The organism is Nocardia sp. NPDC004123 (assembly GCF_053603795.1).
In genome coordinates this window covers 23852-39482 of sequence record NZ_JBSGGG010000030.1, presented here as the reverse complement: position 1 = coordinate 39482, position 15631 = coordinate 23852, and the positions used below count along the sequence as shown (strand labels likewise).

Annotated in this window: 14 protein-coding genes; 8 read left to right on the top strand and 6 right to left on the bottom strand. The window is 68.5% G+C overall.

All coding sequences use genetic code 11. The annotated features are described in order from the left end of the window. Positions 1 to 5: 5 nt before the first annotated feature. Positions 6 to 452: a hypothetical protein gene (locus ACWEQQ_RS35825; RefSeq protein WP_452351335.1), complete on the bottom strand. Its 447-nt coding sequence runs from the start codon at positions 450 to 452 to the stop codon at positions 6 to 8. A gap of 250 nt (positions 453 to 702) precedes the next feature. Between ACWEQQ_RS35825 and ACWEQQ_RS35820 the strand changes: the two genes are divergently transcribed. The 3 genes from ACWEQQ_RS35820 to ACWEQQ_RS35810 all read left to right on the top strand — a co-directional run bounded on the left by ACWEQQ_RS35820 (position 703) and on the right by ACWEQQ_RS35810 (position 4838). Beyond that, positions 703 to 2205, top strand: coding sequence for a serine/threonine-protein kinase (locus ACWEQQ_RS35820; protein ID WP_452351334.1), 1503 nt, complete (start codon positions 703 to 705; stop codon positions 2203 to 2205). 223 nt (positions 2206 to 2428) lie between these two features. Beyond that, positions 2429 to 3598 (top strand): cytochrome P450, encoded by a 1170-nt coding sequence (locus ACWEQQ_RS35815; RefSeq protein WP_452343197.1) that lies wholly within the window; start codon positions 2429 to 2431, stop codon positions 3596 to 3598. A 10-nt stretch (positions 3599 to 3608) separates the two neighbouring features. Beyond that, on the top strand, positions 3609 to 4838 hold the full coding sequence (locus ACWEQQ_RS35810; RefSeq protein WP_452351333.1) for a cytochrome P450 family protein: 1230 nt from the start codon (positions 3609 to 3611) through the stop codon (positions 4836 to 4838). 95 nt (positions 4839 to 4933) lie between these two features. On the opposite strand, the gene ACWEQQ_RS35805 is transcribed toward ACWEQQ_RS35810, so the two are convergent. After that, positions 4934 to 6352, bottom strand: coding sequence for an amidase (locus ACWEQQ_RS35805; RefSeq protein ID WP_452351332.1), 1419 nt, complete (start codon positions 6350 to 6352; stop codon positions 4934 to 4936). A gap of 268 nt (positions 6353 to 6620) precedes the next feature. Between ACWEQQ_RS35805 and ACWEQQ_RS35800 the strand changes: the two genes are divergently transcribed. Further along, complete coding sequence (locus tag ACWEQQ_RS35800; protein ID WP_452351331.1) at positions 6621 to 7028, top strand: hypothetical protein; 408 nt, start codon at positions 6621 to 6623, stop codon at positions 7026 to 7028. Positions 7029 to 7242: 214 nt separating this feature from the next. Further along, positions 7243 to 8268 (top strand): alpha/beta hydrolase, encoded by a 1026-nt coding sequence (locus tag ACWEQQ_RS35795; protein WP_452351330.1) that lies wholly within the window; start codon positions 7243 to 7245, stop codon positions 8266 to 8268. A 10-nt stretch (positions 8269 to 8278) separates the two neighbouring features. Here ACWEQQ_RS35795 and ACWEQQ_RS35790 read toward each other — a convergent pair whose 3' ends face one another. Next, positions 8279 to 8803: a PadR family transcriptional regulator gene (locus tag ACWEQQ_RS35790; protein WP_452343192.1), complete on the bottom strand. Its 525-nt coding sequence runs from the start codon at positions 8801 to 8803 to the stop codon at positions 8279 to 8281. A gap of 120 nt (positions 8804 to 8923) precedes the next feature. On the opposite strand from ACWEQQ_RS35790, the gene ACWEQQ_RS35785 reads away from it, so the two are divergent. Beyond that, a complete protein-coding gene (locus ACWEQQ_RS35785; RefSeq protein WP_452351329.1) occupies positions 8924 to 10228 on the top strand; it encodes a carotenoid oxygenase family protein in 1305 nt (434 codons plus the stop codon). A gap of 214 nt (positions 10229 to 10442) precedes the next feature. Here the strand turns inward: ACWEQQ_RS35785 and ACWEQQ_RS35780 are convergent, their stop codons facing one another. Further along, positions 10443 to 11981 (bottom strand): hypothetical protein, encoded by a 1539-nt coding sequence (locus ACWEQQ_RS35780; RefSeq protein WP_452351328.1) that lies wholly within the window; start codon positions 11979 to 11981, stop codon positions 10443 to 10445. After that, a complete protein-coding gene (locus ACWEQQ_RS35775) occupies positions 11981 to 12607 on the bottom strand; it encodes a hypothetical protein (protein WP_452351327.1) in 627 nt (208 codons plus the stop codon). The genes ACWEQQ_RS35780 and ACWEQQ_RS35775 overlap by 1 nt, the downstream gene beginning before the upstream one ends. A 253-nt stretch (positions 12608 to 12860) precedes the next feature. Here ACWEQQ_RS35775 and ACWEQQ_RS35770 point away from each other — a divergent pair, with 253 nt between their 5' ends. After that, on the top strand, positions 12861 to 12989 hold the full coding sequence (locus ACWEQQ_RS35770) for a hypothetical protein (protein WP_452351326.1): 129 nt from the start codon (positions 12861 to 12863) through the stop codon (positions 12987 to 12989). Between the two features lie 94 nt (positions 12990 to 13083). On the opposite strand, the gene ACWEQQ_RS35765 is transcribed toward ACWEQQ_RS35770, so the two are convergent. Further along, entirely contained in the window at positions 13084 to 13377 is a 294-nt protein-coding gene (locus tag ACWEQQ_RS35765) for a hypothetical protein (protein ID WP_452351325.1), read from the bottom strand. Between the two features lie 586 nt (positions 13378 to 13963). Between ACWEQQ_RS35765 and ACWEQQ_RS35760 the strand changes: the two genes are divergently transcribed. Continuing rightward, positions 13964 to 15595 (top strand): ABC-F family ATP-binding cassette domain-containing protein, encoded by a 1632-nt coding sequence (locus ACWEQQ_RS35760; protein WP_354845378.1) that lies wholly within the window; start codon positions 13964 to 13966, stop codon positions 15593 to 15595. The last annotated feature ends 36 nt before the right edge of the window (positions 15596 to 15631 follow it).

The following is a 15631-nucleotide window of genomic DNA, read 5'->3' as shown; positions in this document are numbered from 1 at the left end:
CTCGTTCAGGGCACGATCAGATACCACTCCGCCCACGGGCCCTGCAGCGGCCAGCTGTTGGCGAACAGCTTGGCCAGTCCCATCCCGACCCACAGGTCGACCGTCTGGGTCTCACCCGGACCAGCACCGGTACGGACATAGACATCACGCGAGCCGCCGCCCGCGGACCCCAGCCAGCCCAGCACGATGTGATTGCCGCACGGCCCACCCAGATACCCCAGCGGCGTCACGTGCGCGGTCACATGGCCGGGCATGCCGTGCGCGGCCTCCAGACCCACCGCGATCTGCCCCGCGCAGAAATTCGCGTCCCCGAAGGTGAACACCGTGGTGCCGAACGGCGCCCACTGCGGCAGCCAATCCGCCTGCGCCGGGGCCGCGCCCCACCCGCCGACGCCCAACGCGAGCCCGGCGGCCGCGATCGCCCCCGCCAGCATCCGTACAGTCCTCATCATCGGATGTCCTTCCGGCCGGCCGAATTCCACGACCGCACAGCCCGGCTCCCGCCATCCGGCCCGAGACGACCCCCGACGACTCGCCCCGTTGCGCGCGGAAGTCGCTCCCCTCCAGCGTATCCAATCCGCACGCCCCGTTTACCCCCGTTTCGTGCCGGATACCGGGCCGCGGAACCGGTTGGGGCGGGCGGCGGACTCGGCCCCGGGTGCCCGGTATTGTCTGCGGTGCACGTGGATCGGGAGGATTTGGTTGGCTGAGCAGCTCCGAACCGGCGTGGTCTTCGCCGGATATCGGGTCGAGCGACTACTGGGTGCCGGTGGGATGGGTGAGGTGTATCTGGCCCACGATCGGGACCTACCCAGGTTCGTCGCATTGAAGCTGCTCAATCGCGTGGCCAGTGATGACGACGAGACCCGGCAGCGTTTCCTGCGGGAGGCGAACATCATTGCCCGGCTGTCGCATCCGAACATCGTCACCATCTACGCCCGCGGCGAGGAACAGGGACAGCTGTGGCTGGCCATGGCCTATGTCGACGGCTCCGATCTGGCCGCCGAACTGCTGGACGGGCCCCTGGAGCCCGCCCGCGCCGCCGCCATCACCGCCGACCTGGCGCGCGCCCTGGACTACGCCCACGAGGCGGGCGTGCTGCACCGCGACGTCAAGCCCGCCAATGTGCTGCTGACCGCCCAGCCGCGAGAGTGGGCGCTGCTCACCGACTTCGGCATCGCCGAGTCCCGGCACGAGGTGCGCGGCCTCACCGAGAACGGTGAGGTGGTGGCCAGTTTCCAGTACACCGCGCCGGAGCGTTTCAGTGGCGAGGCCCGGGTCGACCGCCGCGCCGACGTCTACTCCCTCGGCTGCACGCTGTTCGAAATGCTCACCGGTGCACCGCCGTTTGCCGACACGGATCTGCCGCGGCTGATCTACCGGCACGTCCGGGCGCCGGTGCCCTCGGTGCGGGAACGGAATCCGGCACTGCCCGCCGCCCTGGATCCGGTGCTGGCCCGGGCGATGGCGAAGAATCCCCGGGCCCGATTCGCCACCTGCACCGAGCTGTCGGTCGCGGTGAGCGAGGCGATCGAGCGCGCGCGGCCTCGGACACCGGCGCCCCCGCCTCGGGAGACACACAGCCACAAGGCGATTCCATCGTCGCGCCAGTGGACCCGCTCGCGCACCCTGCTGGTGTTCCTGGCCGTGGCGCTGCTGGCCGGAGCGGCGGCCGCCGCCGTCGGAATCCTGACCACGCTCGCCGGCTCCACCCCGCACAGTGCGGCCGGGGCCCCGACCAGCTCCACGGCGGCGGTACCCACCCGCCGCAGCACGAGCGTCGTCCCCACCTCGATCAGTACGTCCGCGGGCGCGGGCGCGGCCGCCGACGGCTGCCAGTCCCGCCGCACCCCCGATGGGGTGACCGGCACCGATCCGGGCGGCATCGCCAGCGGCCCCGACGCCGTCCTCGCCTTCGAGTACGCCTACTACGTGCTCCGCTCCGGTAGCGTCGCACGGGAATTCGTGGCCGAGGACGCGGCGAATGTCGCGGACGCCGCCAAGATCCAGAGCGGCATCGACTCGCTGCCCGTCGGCACCCGCTACTGCGTGCAGGTCAGCCGGATCGCCGCCGCCGACGACGACCACTGGGCGGTGAAGGTCGCCCAGCAGCGTCCCGGCGAACTCCAGGACGTCTTCACCCAGACCGTCACCACCCGCACCGTCGGCAGCCGCACACTCATCACCTCGATTGTCGAGGAGTAGGACCGGCGGTTGCCGTTTCACAAAAGGGGTGGGTGTGCTGCGAGGCTGCTAGGGTTCGAAGCGTTGACTCGACGGGGACGACCCGGTGGGTCCGGTGAAAGTCGTTCGTCGGTAGGGAGTTTCGGACTTGGAGTCGACAGGATCGTGGAGCGGGGTCTCGGGGGCTGGGGGCTGCCCGGTGCGCGGAGGGTCGCCGGTTGGCCTGGAAGAGCGCCGGATTCTGTTGGGGACACCCGAATTCGCGGCCGATCCGCACCGTGCGTACCGCGAGATGCGCCGCCAGTACGGCTCCATGGTGCCCATCGAGCTGGCGCCCGGGGTGCCCGCGACGCTGGTGGTGAGCTATCGGACAGCGCTGCGAATCCTCAATGATCCCGAGCACTTTCCGGCCGATCCGCGGGTCTGGCAGGAGGGTATCCCCGAGGATTCGCCCATCCGGCCGATGATGCAGTGGTACCCCAACGCGCTGCGCAACGCGGGCGCCGAGCACACCCGCTACCGGCAGGCCTACACCGCCGGTATCGACGGGATCGATCTGCACGCCGTGCATTCCACGGTCGAGGAGATCGCGGCCCGGCTCATCGCGGGCCTGGCCGCCGAGGGCGGCGCGGACCTGGTGTCGCAGTACGCGCTGCCGCTGGTGTTCGAGGTGCTCAACCAATTGGTCGGCTGCCCAGCGGATATCGGCCAGCGGGTGGCCACCGGCATGGCCGCGCTGTTCGACACCGTGAATGCCGCGTGGGGCATGCAGACGCTGGCCGAGGCGCTCATGGAGCTCATCGCCATGCGCCGCGCCGAGCCCGGGGACGACGTCACCTCGCGCATGGCCCATCACCCGTCCGCGCTGAACGACGAGGAGATGCTGTACCAGCTGGTCAGCTTCTACGGCGCGGGCCTCGAGCCCATGCAGAACCTGATCAGTAACACCCTGCTGCTCATGCTCACCGACGAGCGTTTCGGTGGAGACATGCTGGGCGGCAGCCTATCCACCCGCGACGCGCTCGACGAGGTGCTCTTCAACGATCCGCCGATGGCCAACTTCTCCATCAGCTACCCGCGTCAGCCCATCCTCATCGACACCACCTGGCTGCCCGCCCATCAGCCGGTCCTGATCAGCCTCGCGGCCTGCAACAACGATCCCGACATCGCGGGCGGCGACCGCACGGGCAACCGGTCGCACCTGGCCTGGAGCGCGGGCCCGCACGCCTGCCCCGCCCGATCGGTGGCCTACCTGGTCGCGCAGACCGCCATCGACCAGTTGCTGGACGCGGTGCCGGACCTGTCGCTGGCCGTCCCGAAACACGACATCTCCTGGCGGCCCGGCCCGTTCCACCGAGCCATGGTGGCACTGCCGGTCGAATTCCCGATCAGTCCCGCGCTGCGCGCGGTGTAAGGAGCGCTCCATGTCCCAGAGCCCGATCGTGCTGGATGTCACCGGCACCGACATCCAGGGCGAATCCGCCCGGATTCGCGAGCAGGGCCCCGTCACGCTGGTCGAGCTGCCCGGCGGCGTGATGGCGTGGTCGGTCACCGACCAGGCGGTGCTCAAGACCCTGCTGGCCGATGCCCGCGTCTCCAAGGATCCGCGCCGGCACTGGTCCGCGTTCATCAACGGCGAGATCACCGAGGCCTGGCCGCTGCTGCCCTGGGTGGCCGTGGAGAACATGTTCACCGCCTACGGCGCCGACCACCGCCGGCTGCGAAAGCTGGTGTCCCCGGCCTTCACCCACCGCCGCACCAGCGCCATGCGCGAACGCATCGGGGCCATCGTCGCCGAGCTGCTCGACGAGCTGGCCGCGCTCCCGGCGGGCTCGGTCGCCGACCTGCGCTCGCTCTACGCCTACCCGGTGCCGATCCGCGTGATCAGCGGCCTCATGGGGGTGCCCGAGCACCTCGACGCCGCCATCCACAAGTGCGTCGACGGCTTCTTCGATGGGTCCCTGTCCGCCGAGGAGTCGATGGCCAACTTCCTCGAAATGTACGAGCGCGTGGGCGAACTCGTCGCCTACCGTCGTGACAATCCGGGCGACGACATCACCAGCGCCATGATCGCCGCCCGTGACGACGAGGACGGTTCGCAGCTGGCCGACAAGGAACTCGTCGAAACCCTCATGCTCGTCATCAATGCCGGGCACGAGACCACCGTGAACCTGCTCGACCAGGCCATCGTCGCCCTGCTCACCCACCCGGAGCAGCTGGCCGCGGTCGTCGCCGAGCAGGCGTCGTGGAACGACGTCATCGAGGAGACCCTGCGGTTCCAGTCGCCGGTGGCGCACCTGCCGCTGCGATACGCGGTGGAGGACATCGAGATCGACGGCTTCACCATCCCCAAGGGCGAGGCCATCCTGGCCTCCTATGCCGGCGCCAGCCGCGACCCGCGGATCCACGGTGCGACCGCCGACAGCTTCGACATCCACCGTGACACCAAGGACCAGCACGTGGCCTTCGGCTACGGCGCCCACCACTGCCTGGGCGCCCCGCTGGCCCGGCTGGAGGCCGCCATCGCGCTGCCCGCGCTGTTCGAGCGCTTCCCGAACCTCCGGCTGGCCACGGACGCAACGGAATTGACCCCGCTGGGCAGCTTCATCTCCAACGGGCACACGAGTTTGCCGGTGCGGCTGGGCGGCGAGTAGTCACCACCGTTCGCGGGCCGGGTTCGCGCCCGGCCTGCGAATGCGGCTCCGCGGGAAAGCTCGACAGTGTCTCGGCCCCGCGCTTCGAGAGTGAATCAGCCTGCGGCGATGGGCGGCCGCACGGTGCCGAATCCGGTGGCCTGCTCGAAGGCGTGCCCGACCTCCAGAACCAGGCGGTCGGCACGATGCGGTCCGACGATCTGCAAGCCCACCGGCAGCCACGCGGTGGTGAATCCGGCGGGCACCGACAGAGCCGGACATCCCGTGGCACTGATGAAATACGCCGACTTCATCCAATCCAGATAGGTGTACATCGGCTCGCCGTCCACCGTGTCCGGATACTCGAGCTCCACATCGAACGGCGGTACCTGGCTCACCGGTAGCAGCAGCACGTCATAGCGTTCGAAGAACTCCCGCATCCGATGGAACAGCATCGTGTGCAGCACTTCGGCCTCGGCGATGTCGCTCCCGCTCAACGCCAGCCCCTGCTCGATGTTCCACACCAGCGACGGCTTGACCCGATCCCGGTGCGCCAGTAGCGGTTCCAGCGCCAGCGCGAACAGCCATGCGCGCAGCGTCCGGAAAACCTGTTCTGCGCCCGACAGATCCGGGCAGTCCGCGGTCACGACCGCACCGAGTTCGGAGAACACCCGGACCGCGGGTTCGAGCACGTCCCGCACCGCCCGATCGACCGGCACCGCGCCGCCCAGATCCGGCGACCACGCGACCCGCAGCCCGCGCAGATCCCGGTCCAGGGATCCGGTGAAGATCGAGCCCGGTTCGGCGATCGCGATGGGACTGCGCGGATCCGGGCCCGCCAGCACCGACAGCAGCAGCGCCGCATCGGCCACCGTGCGCGCCATCGGCCCCTGCACCGTCAGCGTTCCCCACGCGTAGGGATCCGGCCAGGTCGGCACCCGGCCCGGCGACGGTCGGAAGCCCACCACATTGCAGAACGATGCCGGATTGCGCAGCGACCCGCCCATATCGCTGCCGTCGGCCAGCGGCTGCAGACCGCACGCCAGCGCGGCCGCGGCGCCGCCGCTGCTGCCGCCCGCCGACTTGCCGAGATCGTAGGGATTGCGGGTGGCGCCGAAGATCGGATTCACGGTGTGCGAGCCGACCCCGAACTCCGGCACATTGGTCTTGCCCACGGTGATGACCCCGGCCGCGTGCAGCCGCTCGATCAGCAGCTCGTCGCGCTCGGGGATCTGCTGCGCCAGCAGCGGGCTGCCGTAGGTGGTGCGGATGCCCGCGGTGTCGTGGGTGTCCTTGTGCGCCATTGGAATTCCGTGCAGGGGACCCGGTTCGGCCCCGGCGGCCACTCGCTGGTCGGCGGCGCGGGCGGCGTCGAGCGCCTGCTCGCCGACCAGGGTGACGATGGCATTGACCTTGGGATTGATCCGCTCGATCCGATCCAGGTGGGTGCGTACCACCTCGACGGCCGAGACCTGGCGGGCGCGCAGCCAGCCGGCCAGCTCCCGCGCGGACGCGTAACAGATGTCGGAATCCACCGGCGCTCCTCATGATCCGGATGCGATTGCCTCGGCTCCCATAGTGACCCCCGCGGCCCGAATCCTCGACCCCTGTCGCGCACCTGCACACCCGGTTCTATGGCTGCCGCGTGGTTGCGGGGTGGATGCGGGACTCGCCGCGTGGTGCGGTTCTCTCGCTTCCCGGGGGCCGGGGGTTGGACGACGAAGCTTCGGCGCGATACTGGCTGTGCGTCTTTCCAGGTGTGTTCAGCGATCCAGATCCGTCACACAGGAGGAACGAAATCCCATGGTCATCATTCGGAACCATCGCCGCTCCACCGTCACCGCCGCTGTCGTCGCGGCCCTGGGCTCGGGAGCGCTGCTTGCCGCGGCACCCGCGCTGGCCGCCAACTCCATCACGGTCGAGTCGGCGGGAGCCTCGTCGATCGGCATCGACTACACGTGCGAGGCGTCCGCGGGCGTCGCCGGCATCCTGGCCATGGTCGGTGATCCGAACGCGGACCGGCCGGCCGCCACCGGCGAGCAGAACTCGTTCACCTGTGACGGCGCCGAGCATGCCGCGAGCATCGCGCTCACCCCGGTGGCGGGGGAGACGCCTCTGGTAGCGGGCGCCCCCGTGCAGGTCCGGGTCGCGCTGGTCGATCAGAGCCAGACCGTCGTCTCCGGGACTGCGAGGTTGCTCACTCTTGGCTGAGCCTTCGGTGCGCAAGCTGTTTTCTGCCCGACAACATTCTGAAACCTGCCGTTAGACTGCGGCTGCCAGACTGCCGCCGCGCGCCCGATGAGCATCCCGTCGGGCGCGCGGACGGCCGTCGCCGTCGCGAGCAGAACAGTCGCCAGGTCATGCGTGCCGGCGGCACGCGAGAACCAGGACCCAGGACGTGCATTACCGCTCGATCATGTGCAGCATGGCAGTAATGGCTGCGGCGGGGCTCGTCTCGCTGTCCGCGACACCCTTCGATCCGGCGGCGCGCGCCCAACCGGATGTGGTGACGCCCGCCGATCCGGGGACCGCGCCGACGGCGCGGGACGGTTCGGCCATTGTCGGCACCCGGCGCATCGACGAGCGGCACCTCCAACTCACCGTCCACTCCGCCGCCATGAACCTCGACTTTCCGGTGGACGTGCAGTTGCCCGCCGACCGGTCCGTGCCCCGCCCGGTGCTCTACATGCTCAGCGGCGGCAGCGGCGGCAAGGGCGCGGCTTCCTGGGATCGCCGCACCAACGCCTTCGACTTCCTGGCCGACAAGGACGTCAATGTCGTGCAGCCCATCGGCGGCGCGGCGTCCTACTACGCCGATTGGCGGCAGCCGGATCCGCGACTGGGCGTCATGAAGTGGTCGACCTACCTCACCGAGGAGCTGCCCCCGCTCATCGATGCCGCGCTGGGGACCAATGGCGTGAACGGTCTGGTCGGGGTATCGATGTCGGGGACATCGGTCCTGCAGCTGCCGATCGCCAAACCCGGCCTGTACCGCTCGGTGGCGGCCTTCAGCGGCTGCGCGCGGATCGCCGATCCGGTGGGCGAGATGTTTGTCCGGATCACGGTCGGGTTCGGCGGCGGCGACGCCGGCAATATGTACGGCCCGTCCGGTGATCCGATGTGGGCGGCCAACGATCCCTACCTGCACGCCGAGGCGCTGCGTGGGCTCGACCTGTACCTGTCCAGCGGCAATGGCATGCCCGGGCCGCACGACAAGGCGGGGGACCGCCACTTCGCCGGTGCCGGAGACAGTCTCGCGAACCAGATCCTGGTGGGCGGCATTCTCGAGGCCGCCGTCGACCAGTGCACGCACGCCATGGCCGACCGGCTCGCGGACCTGGGCATCCCGGCCACCGTGGAACTGCACCCCTACGGCACCCACTCCTGGGGTTACTGGGACGACGAGCTGCCCGCCTCCTGGCCGGTGCTGGCGCGCGGGCTCGGGTTGTAGCGCGAGCCGGTCAATCCTGTTCCGGCGGTAGCTGTTCCAGCGCCCATCGGGCCCAGTCCCGGTTCATGGCGGTGGCCCGGGCGCCGTATTCCAGCGCCAGGTGGCCGTAATGCGACAGGTTGCTGTCGGTCCAGTCGATGTTCTGCTCGAGTTCGCCCAGTTCGGCGTGGGCGCGTTCGGCTCGTTCCGCGATGCCGGCCAGGTAGGCGCGGGCCTGCTCGGGCGGCAGGATGCCGAGGAAGAACACGCGCAACAGCGTGTCATTGCGCGTCACCTGTTTCGGGTGGGTGGTGGTGAGCCAGGTGCGCAGGTCGTCGAGCCCGGCGTCGGTGATGGTGTATTCCTTGCGGCCGCGCGGGCCTTCGTCGCTGACGGCGATGAATCCGGTGTCGGCGAGTTTGGTGAGCTCGGTGTAGATCTGGCTCTGTGTCGCGGGCCAGACATTGGCCAGCGAGTGCTTGAAGGTCCGCAGCAGGTCGTAGCCGCTGGCGGGACCATCGGACAGCAGCCCGAGCAGGGCGTACCGGAGACTCATGCCCCCTACTTTACATTCCAGTATTGACATGTCGAGCATGGAGGCTCAGTCTTGGACATGTCAGAATTGGAATGTCGCGACGTCGAGGAGCCCGGCTCCTCCGGCAGGCAGGTATCGAACATGACCACACCTCCCCACCTCACCGGCAACTATGCGCCCGTCGCCGACGAGCTCACCACCCACGACCTACCCTGCACCGGAACGATTCCCGAGGAACTCACCGGCTGGTACCTGCGCAACGGGCCCAACCCGCACGCGGCGGCCTCCAAACACTGGTTCCTCGGCGACGGCATGGTGCACGGCGTGCGGATCGAAGGCGGGCGCGCGGTGTCCTATCGCAATCGGTGGGTGCGCACCAGCACCTTCACCGACGGCGCCCGGGGCATCGACGAGCAGGGCCGGCGGGATTTCACTGCGGGCGTGGCGAACACGCACGTCATCCGGCACGCCGGACGCACGTTCGCGCTCGTCGAATCCTCGTTTCCCTACGAATTGACCTGCGATCTGGACACTCTGGGACCGCACGATTTCGACGGCAAGCTCACCACCGCCATGACCGCGCACCCGAAGACCTGCCCGGTCACGGGGGAGCTGCACTTCTTCGGCTACGACTTCTTCGAGCCCTACCTGACCTATCACCGCGCCGACGCGGCCGGCACGCTCGAGCTCAGCTGCCAGATCGACGTCCCGGCCGCGACCATGCACCACGATTTCGCGCTCACCGCGAACCACGTCGTATTCATGGATCTGCCGGTGGTTTTCGACCTGCCGACCGCCATGACCGGTGCCGGCATGCCGTTCCGGTGGAGCGACGACTACCAGGCCCGCCTCGGCGTACTGCGCCGCGACGACCCGCACGGTGAGGTGCGCTGGTTCGCCATCGAACCCTGCTACGTCTTCCACACCCTCAACGCGCACGAGGAGGACGGCCGGATCGTGCTGCACGCCATGCGTTATCGGAGCATGTGGCGCAACGACTCCCGCGACTTCGACGAGGGCGCGACCCTGTGGCGCTGGACCATCGACCTCGCCACCGGGGCGGTCCGCGAGGACCAACTCGACGACCGCATCGCCGAATTTCCGCGCATCGACGACCGCCTCGCGGGCCTGAACGCCCGCCACGGCCACGTGTCGGTCTCCCACGGCGGCGCCGGCGCCCTGCTCCGCTACGACCTGCGCACCGGTTCGAGCACCGCCCACACCTTCGGTCCCGGCCGCCTCCCCGCTGAGGCATCCTTCGCCCCCGCCGACGAAACCCCGGGCGGCGCAGGCTATCTCATGTCCTACGTCTACGACTCCGCCGAGGACCGCAGCGACCTCGTCATCCTCGACGCCACCGACCTGGCGGCCGCACCGGTGGCCACCATCCATCTGCCCCGCCGCATCCCGTACGGCTTCCACGGCAACTGGCTGCCCGACCACTGAGCCGCGGGGGTAGTCGGGCCACCGACCCCTGCCGGTTCCCAGTCCTGCCCCTTGGCGGACAACCCCGGGTGGTCATCGTCGAACTCGATCCGGCTCAGCCGACCCGGCTGCAGGGAGGCGACCGCCGTCGATCACGGCTTCCCGTATGCCTTTCTGGATCTACCTGTGACCCGCAGCGTCATCGCGGGCGAGTCGACCGTCACACCACGGGGATTCAGCGGGTGCGCGACAGTGTCAGTCCGAGCCCTTCGATACTGAACTCGTTCGTGGTGACGCGGACCGGTGTATCGGTGAAACGGCGTCCCGCGAGGGCGGTCTGGAGGAACTCGCGGACCGGTGCCGGCTGATCCGGGAGTGTCGCGAGGGTGTCCGCGGGGATCTCCACGGTGCCGTCGAAAGCCCTGGACTGATCGGTGATTCCGGACGGCTGGACCGTTTGGCGGAGTCCGTCCACGGTGTGCAGGGCCAGGTCGAGGTGGCTGCCGTCGGCGAAGTCCAGGCGCAGCGGGGTGGGGGAGACCGCGACATCGAAGGACTCGATCCGCACGGCGACGCCCGACGCGGTCCGGCCCGCGTAGGTGTACGGCGATGCCGCGACGGTGTCATCGGCCGAGTGGTCGGTGCCGGTATTGTCCAGCAGGCGGCCTGCCAGCGGAAGGTCGGTGGGTACGAAATCCCAATGGTCGGCGGTGAGTTCCTTCACCCAATAGCCGGTGCGCCCGCCGTCGACGCCTTCGACACGCAATTCGCGTGCGTCGGAACCGGTTCCGGTCTTGTGCACGGAAACCCGATCGGTGATCCGGCCGGGAATCCTGGGCTGCCGCAGCCAGTCCGGCGCGGGTAGCTGGATCGCCGCGTAGTGATCGTCGATCCGCTCACCGAGCATGTCGGGCGCCGCGGGCCGTCCCCGCTGATCCTCGTAGGAGTAGCGGAAGAACACCTTGTCCGCGCCGGAGATGTCGAAATCGTAGAGCCGCGTGTAGAGATTGCCGAACCGATCCACGACCAGCGTGGTCGATCCGCTGGTGGACAGCGCCACCGCGCGGAAGCGGCCCTGGTCGGGTGTGGACATCTCGTAGCTGTGGTCCAGCGGCAGCCACGGGTCCACGTAGTGGATACGGTGGCCGCCGTCGGTGAGCGCGAAGACGTGCGACACCTTCGCGCCGCCGACATTGTGGTCATTGCCGGCGGTGTCGCGCCAGAGGTGATCCTCGTTGGGCGACAGCACCGACCAGGTCCAGGCGATCGTGCCCGGCGGCAGGGTGTTGCCGGGGCCGGTCCACAGCGGTGTGCCGTAGCGGCTGCTCCAGTTCCAGTCCGCGGGTGCGCTCAGGATGTGGTCCATGGTGAAGAAGCGGCCGTCGACGTCGATGGCCATGAGTTCGTCGTCGTCCGCCGAGACGCCGGCGATCCGGCCCGCCATGCACCCGGGCAGCGGCAGCGTGCGCCAACCGCCCTGCGCGGCCGCCTGTTTCACGTAGACGGACCCGTCGCGCACGGCGAAGGACCAGCGGCGGTTGAACGTCTCCGCGGTGGTTCGCAGGAAGACCTGATCCGGTAGCGGGATTGTGGCGGCCGGGAATGCGTCGAGTCCGGCCGTGGTCTCGTCCGCGGCCGGCTCGGGCGTGCCGACCGTGCCGAGCAGCGTGCACGCGGGCGGTTCGGCGGACGCGATCTGCGGGGGCGCCGCCACCGCGAGCGCGAGTCCGGCGGCCGCGGCGAGCATGCCGCGCCGCACTGCGGGTTCGGGCATCACAACCACCCGAGGGAGCCGAAGACGATCAGGGCGAGGGCGTCGATCCCCAGAATCGCGCCCACGGCAATGGCTTTCGCCCGCACCGTCTTCAGGTCGTGGACGTAGAAGCAGGCGACGAAGAACGGCACGTATCCGAACAGCCAGATGAGGTACGGGAAGCCCGCGTGCCACCAGGACCAATCCCAGGTCAGCACACCCGCCTTGTTCAGCAGCACCTCCACGCCGACCGCGGCCGCGGAGTTCACTGCAATAAGGACCGGCCGGTTGGGCAGGCCCAGGATGCGAACCTCCTTGGGCGGCAGCATCTTCGCCGCGGCCACACCCATGATGGCGAACATGAAGCAGATCTCGATATTGAGACCGATGAGGATCTGATACGCCGTGGGCCCGGTCGCGCCCCACACCGGCGCGCGCCCGGTGGCGTGGAAGACCAGCGAGTTCCAGATCTCGTTGAACCAGTCCATGCCCCACAGGGCCACCCCCGCGAACAGCACATTCCAGTTCCGCCGTTCGACCTCGGTCGCATAGACGTAGATGACGACCAGCAGCAGCGGAATCACGTACCACTTGAACTGGCTGCTGTCCCGCAACAGCTCGAGCGCGGCCCGCGCGTGATCGGTCATCGCCGAACCCCTCCTCATCACCGTTGAGCCTGGCGAGTGTGTGACAAATCAACGTGAAATGTCAACATGTAAGCCAGAATTGCCAGTGCCGGGATCGGTCTGGATTCGTCGGGCGAACACCCGATGACACGTCGCCGGACCGCGCCTGCCTTCGCCCCATGGGTCCGGTACCGCGGTCGGCGTCGCCTGCGACGGCTTTCCGCTGCTGGCCGAGCTGTGCAAGCGGTACGAGGCGGCGGGCGGCCGCTATTGCGTGTATTCGATCTGGTTCGACGCCCAGCAACTCGACGCCGCCGCTCTCGCCGGCAATGCCGAACTCCAGGGCACCATCCCGATGTGGCAGTGGATCGGTGACGATCCGGCCGTCAGGTTCAGCTACTGAGATCGCAGTATTCAAGAACCGGTCGGTGCGTCCGGACTATCTTCCTGCTGTCGGGCAGACGTCCTTTATTGCGAGGCCGACCAATTTGTCCGCATCATCGTGCGAGAGGTGAATTTCGGTGGTGGTGGATTCGTCCAGCGCTTGCTGATAACGACCATCGGCTTCGTTCGGACTTGTTCGCGCCATTGTTCAGGCCGGTGCAGACGCCGGTCGCCAGGGAGTAAATGGCGGCGGTCGATTCGGATCCCGCCTGGAGATTCACGTCCGCCTTCACATTCGGGTCGTTCGAAATGACCTCGGCGGCCGCGGCATCGCGCAGGAACTGTTGTTCGGTGGTGAGAGCTCCGACGTCGAGGACGCGTGGACTGGCGTGGATGCCAGGTGCCATCGGGTCCCTGCCGCGGCCCGGCACCCTGCGGAAAGTCGTTCATTGTGGACCCTGTCGACCAGAGTGGAATTCGGGTGTGCGCGCTGCGTAGAAATTACGATCCGTCCGGTTCGATTACGCGACTCACCAATTCGAATGCGACGCTGACGTTCACACTTCCCGAGTCTGGAGAGACCCACATGAGCTGAATCGAATAGAGTCGATAGCTGCGCTACCAAGCCCGTGTCGAATCCAACATTTGCCGGGGTGAGTATAGGTGCCGACGCGGCACTCCGGCCCGCCATCATCCCAGTTCATCGTCGATTGGAATGCATGTCGTTCCCTATTCGCCACGGCGTTGTTCACGCACCCCGCCGACCACCGGCGATGCGCCTTACCAGCGGCCCTAGCCGGGGTTGTCCGCCGCGCGCCGACCGGCTCCGGGAGTGTGACCGCCGTTACCCGGTTCCCGGTCTGCGGTAGCGAGGGATGTGCTCGATTCGGTCCCAGGGAGGTGGCCCCGGTAAAATCGGTGGTTCTTGTGTGCCGCGATGGCCCACACTCGTTCAGTTAACTACCAGCACCCGCTGTACCCGAGGAGACGCTTGTGATCACCGCGACCGACCTGGAGGTCCGGGCCGGAGTCCGCACCCTGCTGACAGCGCCGGGGTCGGCGCTGCGGGTGCAGGCCGGGGATCGGATCGGGCTGGTGGGGCGCAATGGTGCCGGGAAGACCACCACCCTGCGCATTCTCGCCGGTGAGGGTGAACCTTACGCGGGCAAGGTCATCCGTTCCGGAGAAATCGGCTATCTGCCCCAGGATCCGCGCGAGGGCAATCTCGATGTGCTCGCCAAGGATCGCGTGCTGTCGGCGCGCGGGCTCGACGCCCTGCTGCGCGATATGGAGAAGCAGCAGGCGCTCATGGCCGAGGTCGCCGACGACGCCGAACGCGAGAAGGCCATCCGCAAGTACGGCCGGCTCGAGGAGCGTTTCTCCGCCCTCGGCGGCTACGTGGCCGAGAGCGAAGCCGCCCGCATCTGCCACAGCCTGGGCCTGCCCGATCGGGTGCTGAACCAGCAGCTGCGCACCCTCTCCGGCGGTCAGCGCCGCCGAATCGAATTGGCGCGCATCCTGTTCAGCGCCTCCGACGGCAGTGGCGGCAAGTCCGACACCACGCTGCTGCTGGACGAGCCCACCAACCACCTCGACGCCGACTCCATCACCTGGCTGCGCAGCTTCCTGCAGAACCACGACGGCGGCCTCATCGTCATCTCCCACGATGTCGACCTGCTCGGCGACGTGGTGAACAAGGTGTGGTTCCTCGACGCCGTGCGCGGCGAGGCCGACATCTACAACATGGGCTGGAAGAAGTACCTCGACGCCCGCGCCACCGACGAGCAGCGCCGTGTCCGCGAGCGTGCGAATGCCGAGAAGAAGGCGTCCGCGCTCAAGCAGCAGGCCGCCAAGCTCGGCGCGAAGGCCACGAAAGCCGCTGCGGCACACCAGATGGTCAAGCGCGCCGAGCGCATGCTGGCCGAGGCCGACGAGATCCGGGTGGCCGACAAGGTCGCGCGCATCAAGTTCCCCGAGCCGGCCCCCTGCGGCAAGACGCCGCTGATGGCCACGAACCTGACCAAGCTCTACGGGTCGCTGGAGATCTTCACCGGCGTGAACCTGGCCATCGACAAGGGCAGCCGGGTCGTGATCCTCGGCCTCAACGGTGCGGGCAAGACCACCATGCTCCGGCTGCTGGCCGGGGTGGAGACCCTGACCGCGGGGCAGATCGAGCCCGGACGCGGCTTGAAGGTCGGATATTTCGCCCAGGAGCACGACACTCTGGACGATCAGGCCACGGTCTGGGAGAACATCCGCCACGCCGCACCCGATGCGGGCGAACAGGATCTGCGCGGTCTGCTCGGCGCGTTCATGTTCTCCGGCCCGCAGCTGGAGCAGCCCGCCGGCACCCTGTCCGGTGGTGAGAAGACCCGTCTGGCACTGGCCGGTCTGGTCTCCTCGGCCGCGAATGTCCTTCTGCTGGACGAACCTACGAACAACCTGGACCCCGTCTCGCGTGAACAGGTGCTCGACGCGCTGCGCAGTTACGCGGGCGCGGTCGTCCTGGTGACCCACGACCCGGGTGCGGCCGAGGCGCTCAACCCCGAGCGGGTCATCATGCTCCCCGACGGCACCGAGGATCACTGGTCGCAGGACTACCTGGAACTGATCCAGCTGGCGTGAGAATGCGCCTCCCACACGGAAAAACGCGTGGTCGCC

Coding starts and splice junctions, on each gene's coding strand:
- ACWEQQ_RS35825 (WP_452351335.1), bottom strand. CDS start 452: ATGATGAGGACTGTACGGATGCTGGCGGGGGCGATCGCGGCCGCCGGG.
- ACWEQQ_RS35810 (WP_452351333.1), top strand. CDS start 3,609: ATGTCCCAGAGCCCGATCGTGCTGGATGTCACCGGCACCGACATCCAG.
- ACWEQQ_RS35800 (WP_452351331.1), top strand. CDS start 6,621: ATGGTCATCATTCGGAACCATCGCCGCTCCACCGTCACCGCCGCTGTC.
- ACWEQQ_RS35795 (WP_452351330.1), top strand. CDS start 7,243: ATGGCAGTAATGGCTGCGGCGGGGCTCGTCTCGCTGTCCGCGACACCC.
- ACWEQQ_RS35790 (WP_452343192.1), bottom strand. CDS start 8,803: ATGAGTCTCCGGTACGCCCTGCTCGGGCTGCTGTCCGATGGTCCCGCC.
- ACWEQQ_RS35785 (WP_452351329.1), top strand. CDS start 8,924: ATGACCACACCTCCCCACCTCACCGGCAACTATGCGCCCGTCGCCGAC.
- ACWEQQ_RS35780 (WP_452351328.1), bottom strand. CDS start 11,981: ATGCCCGAACCCGCAGTGCGGCGCGGCATGCTCGCCGCGGCCGCCGGA.
- ACWEQQ_RS35775 (WP_452351327.1), bottom strand. CDS start 12,607: ATGACCGATCACGCGCGGGCCGCGCTCGAGCTGTTGCGGGACAGCAGC.
- ACWEQQ_RS35765 (WP_452351325.1), bottom strand. CDS start 13,377: ATGGCACCTGGCATCCACGCCAGTCCACGCGTCCTCGACGTCGGAGCT.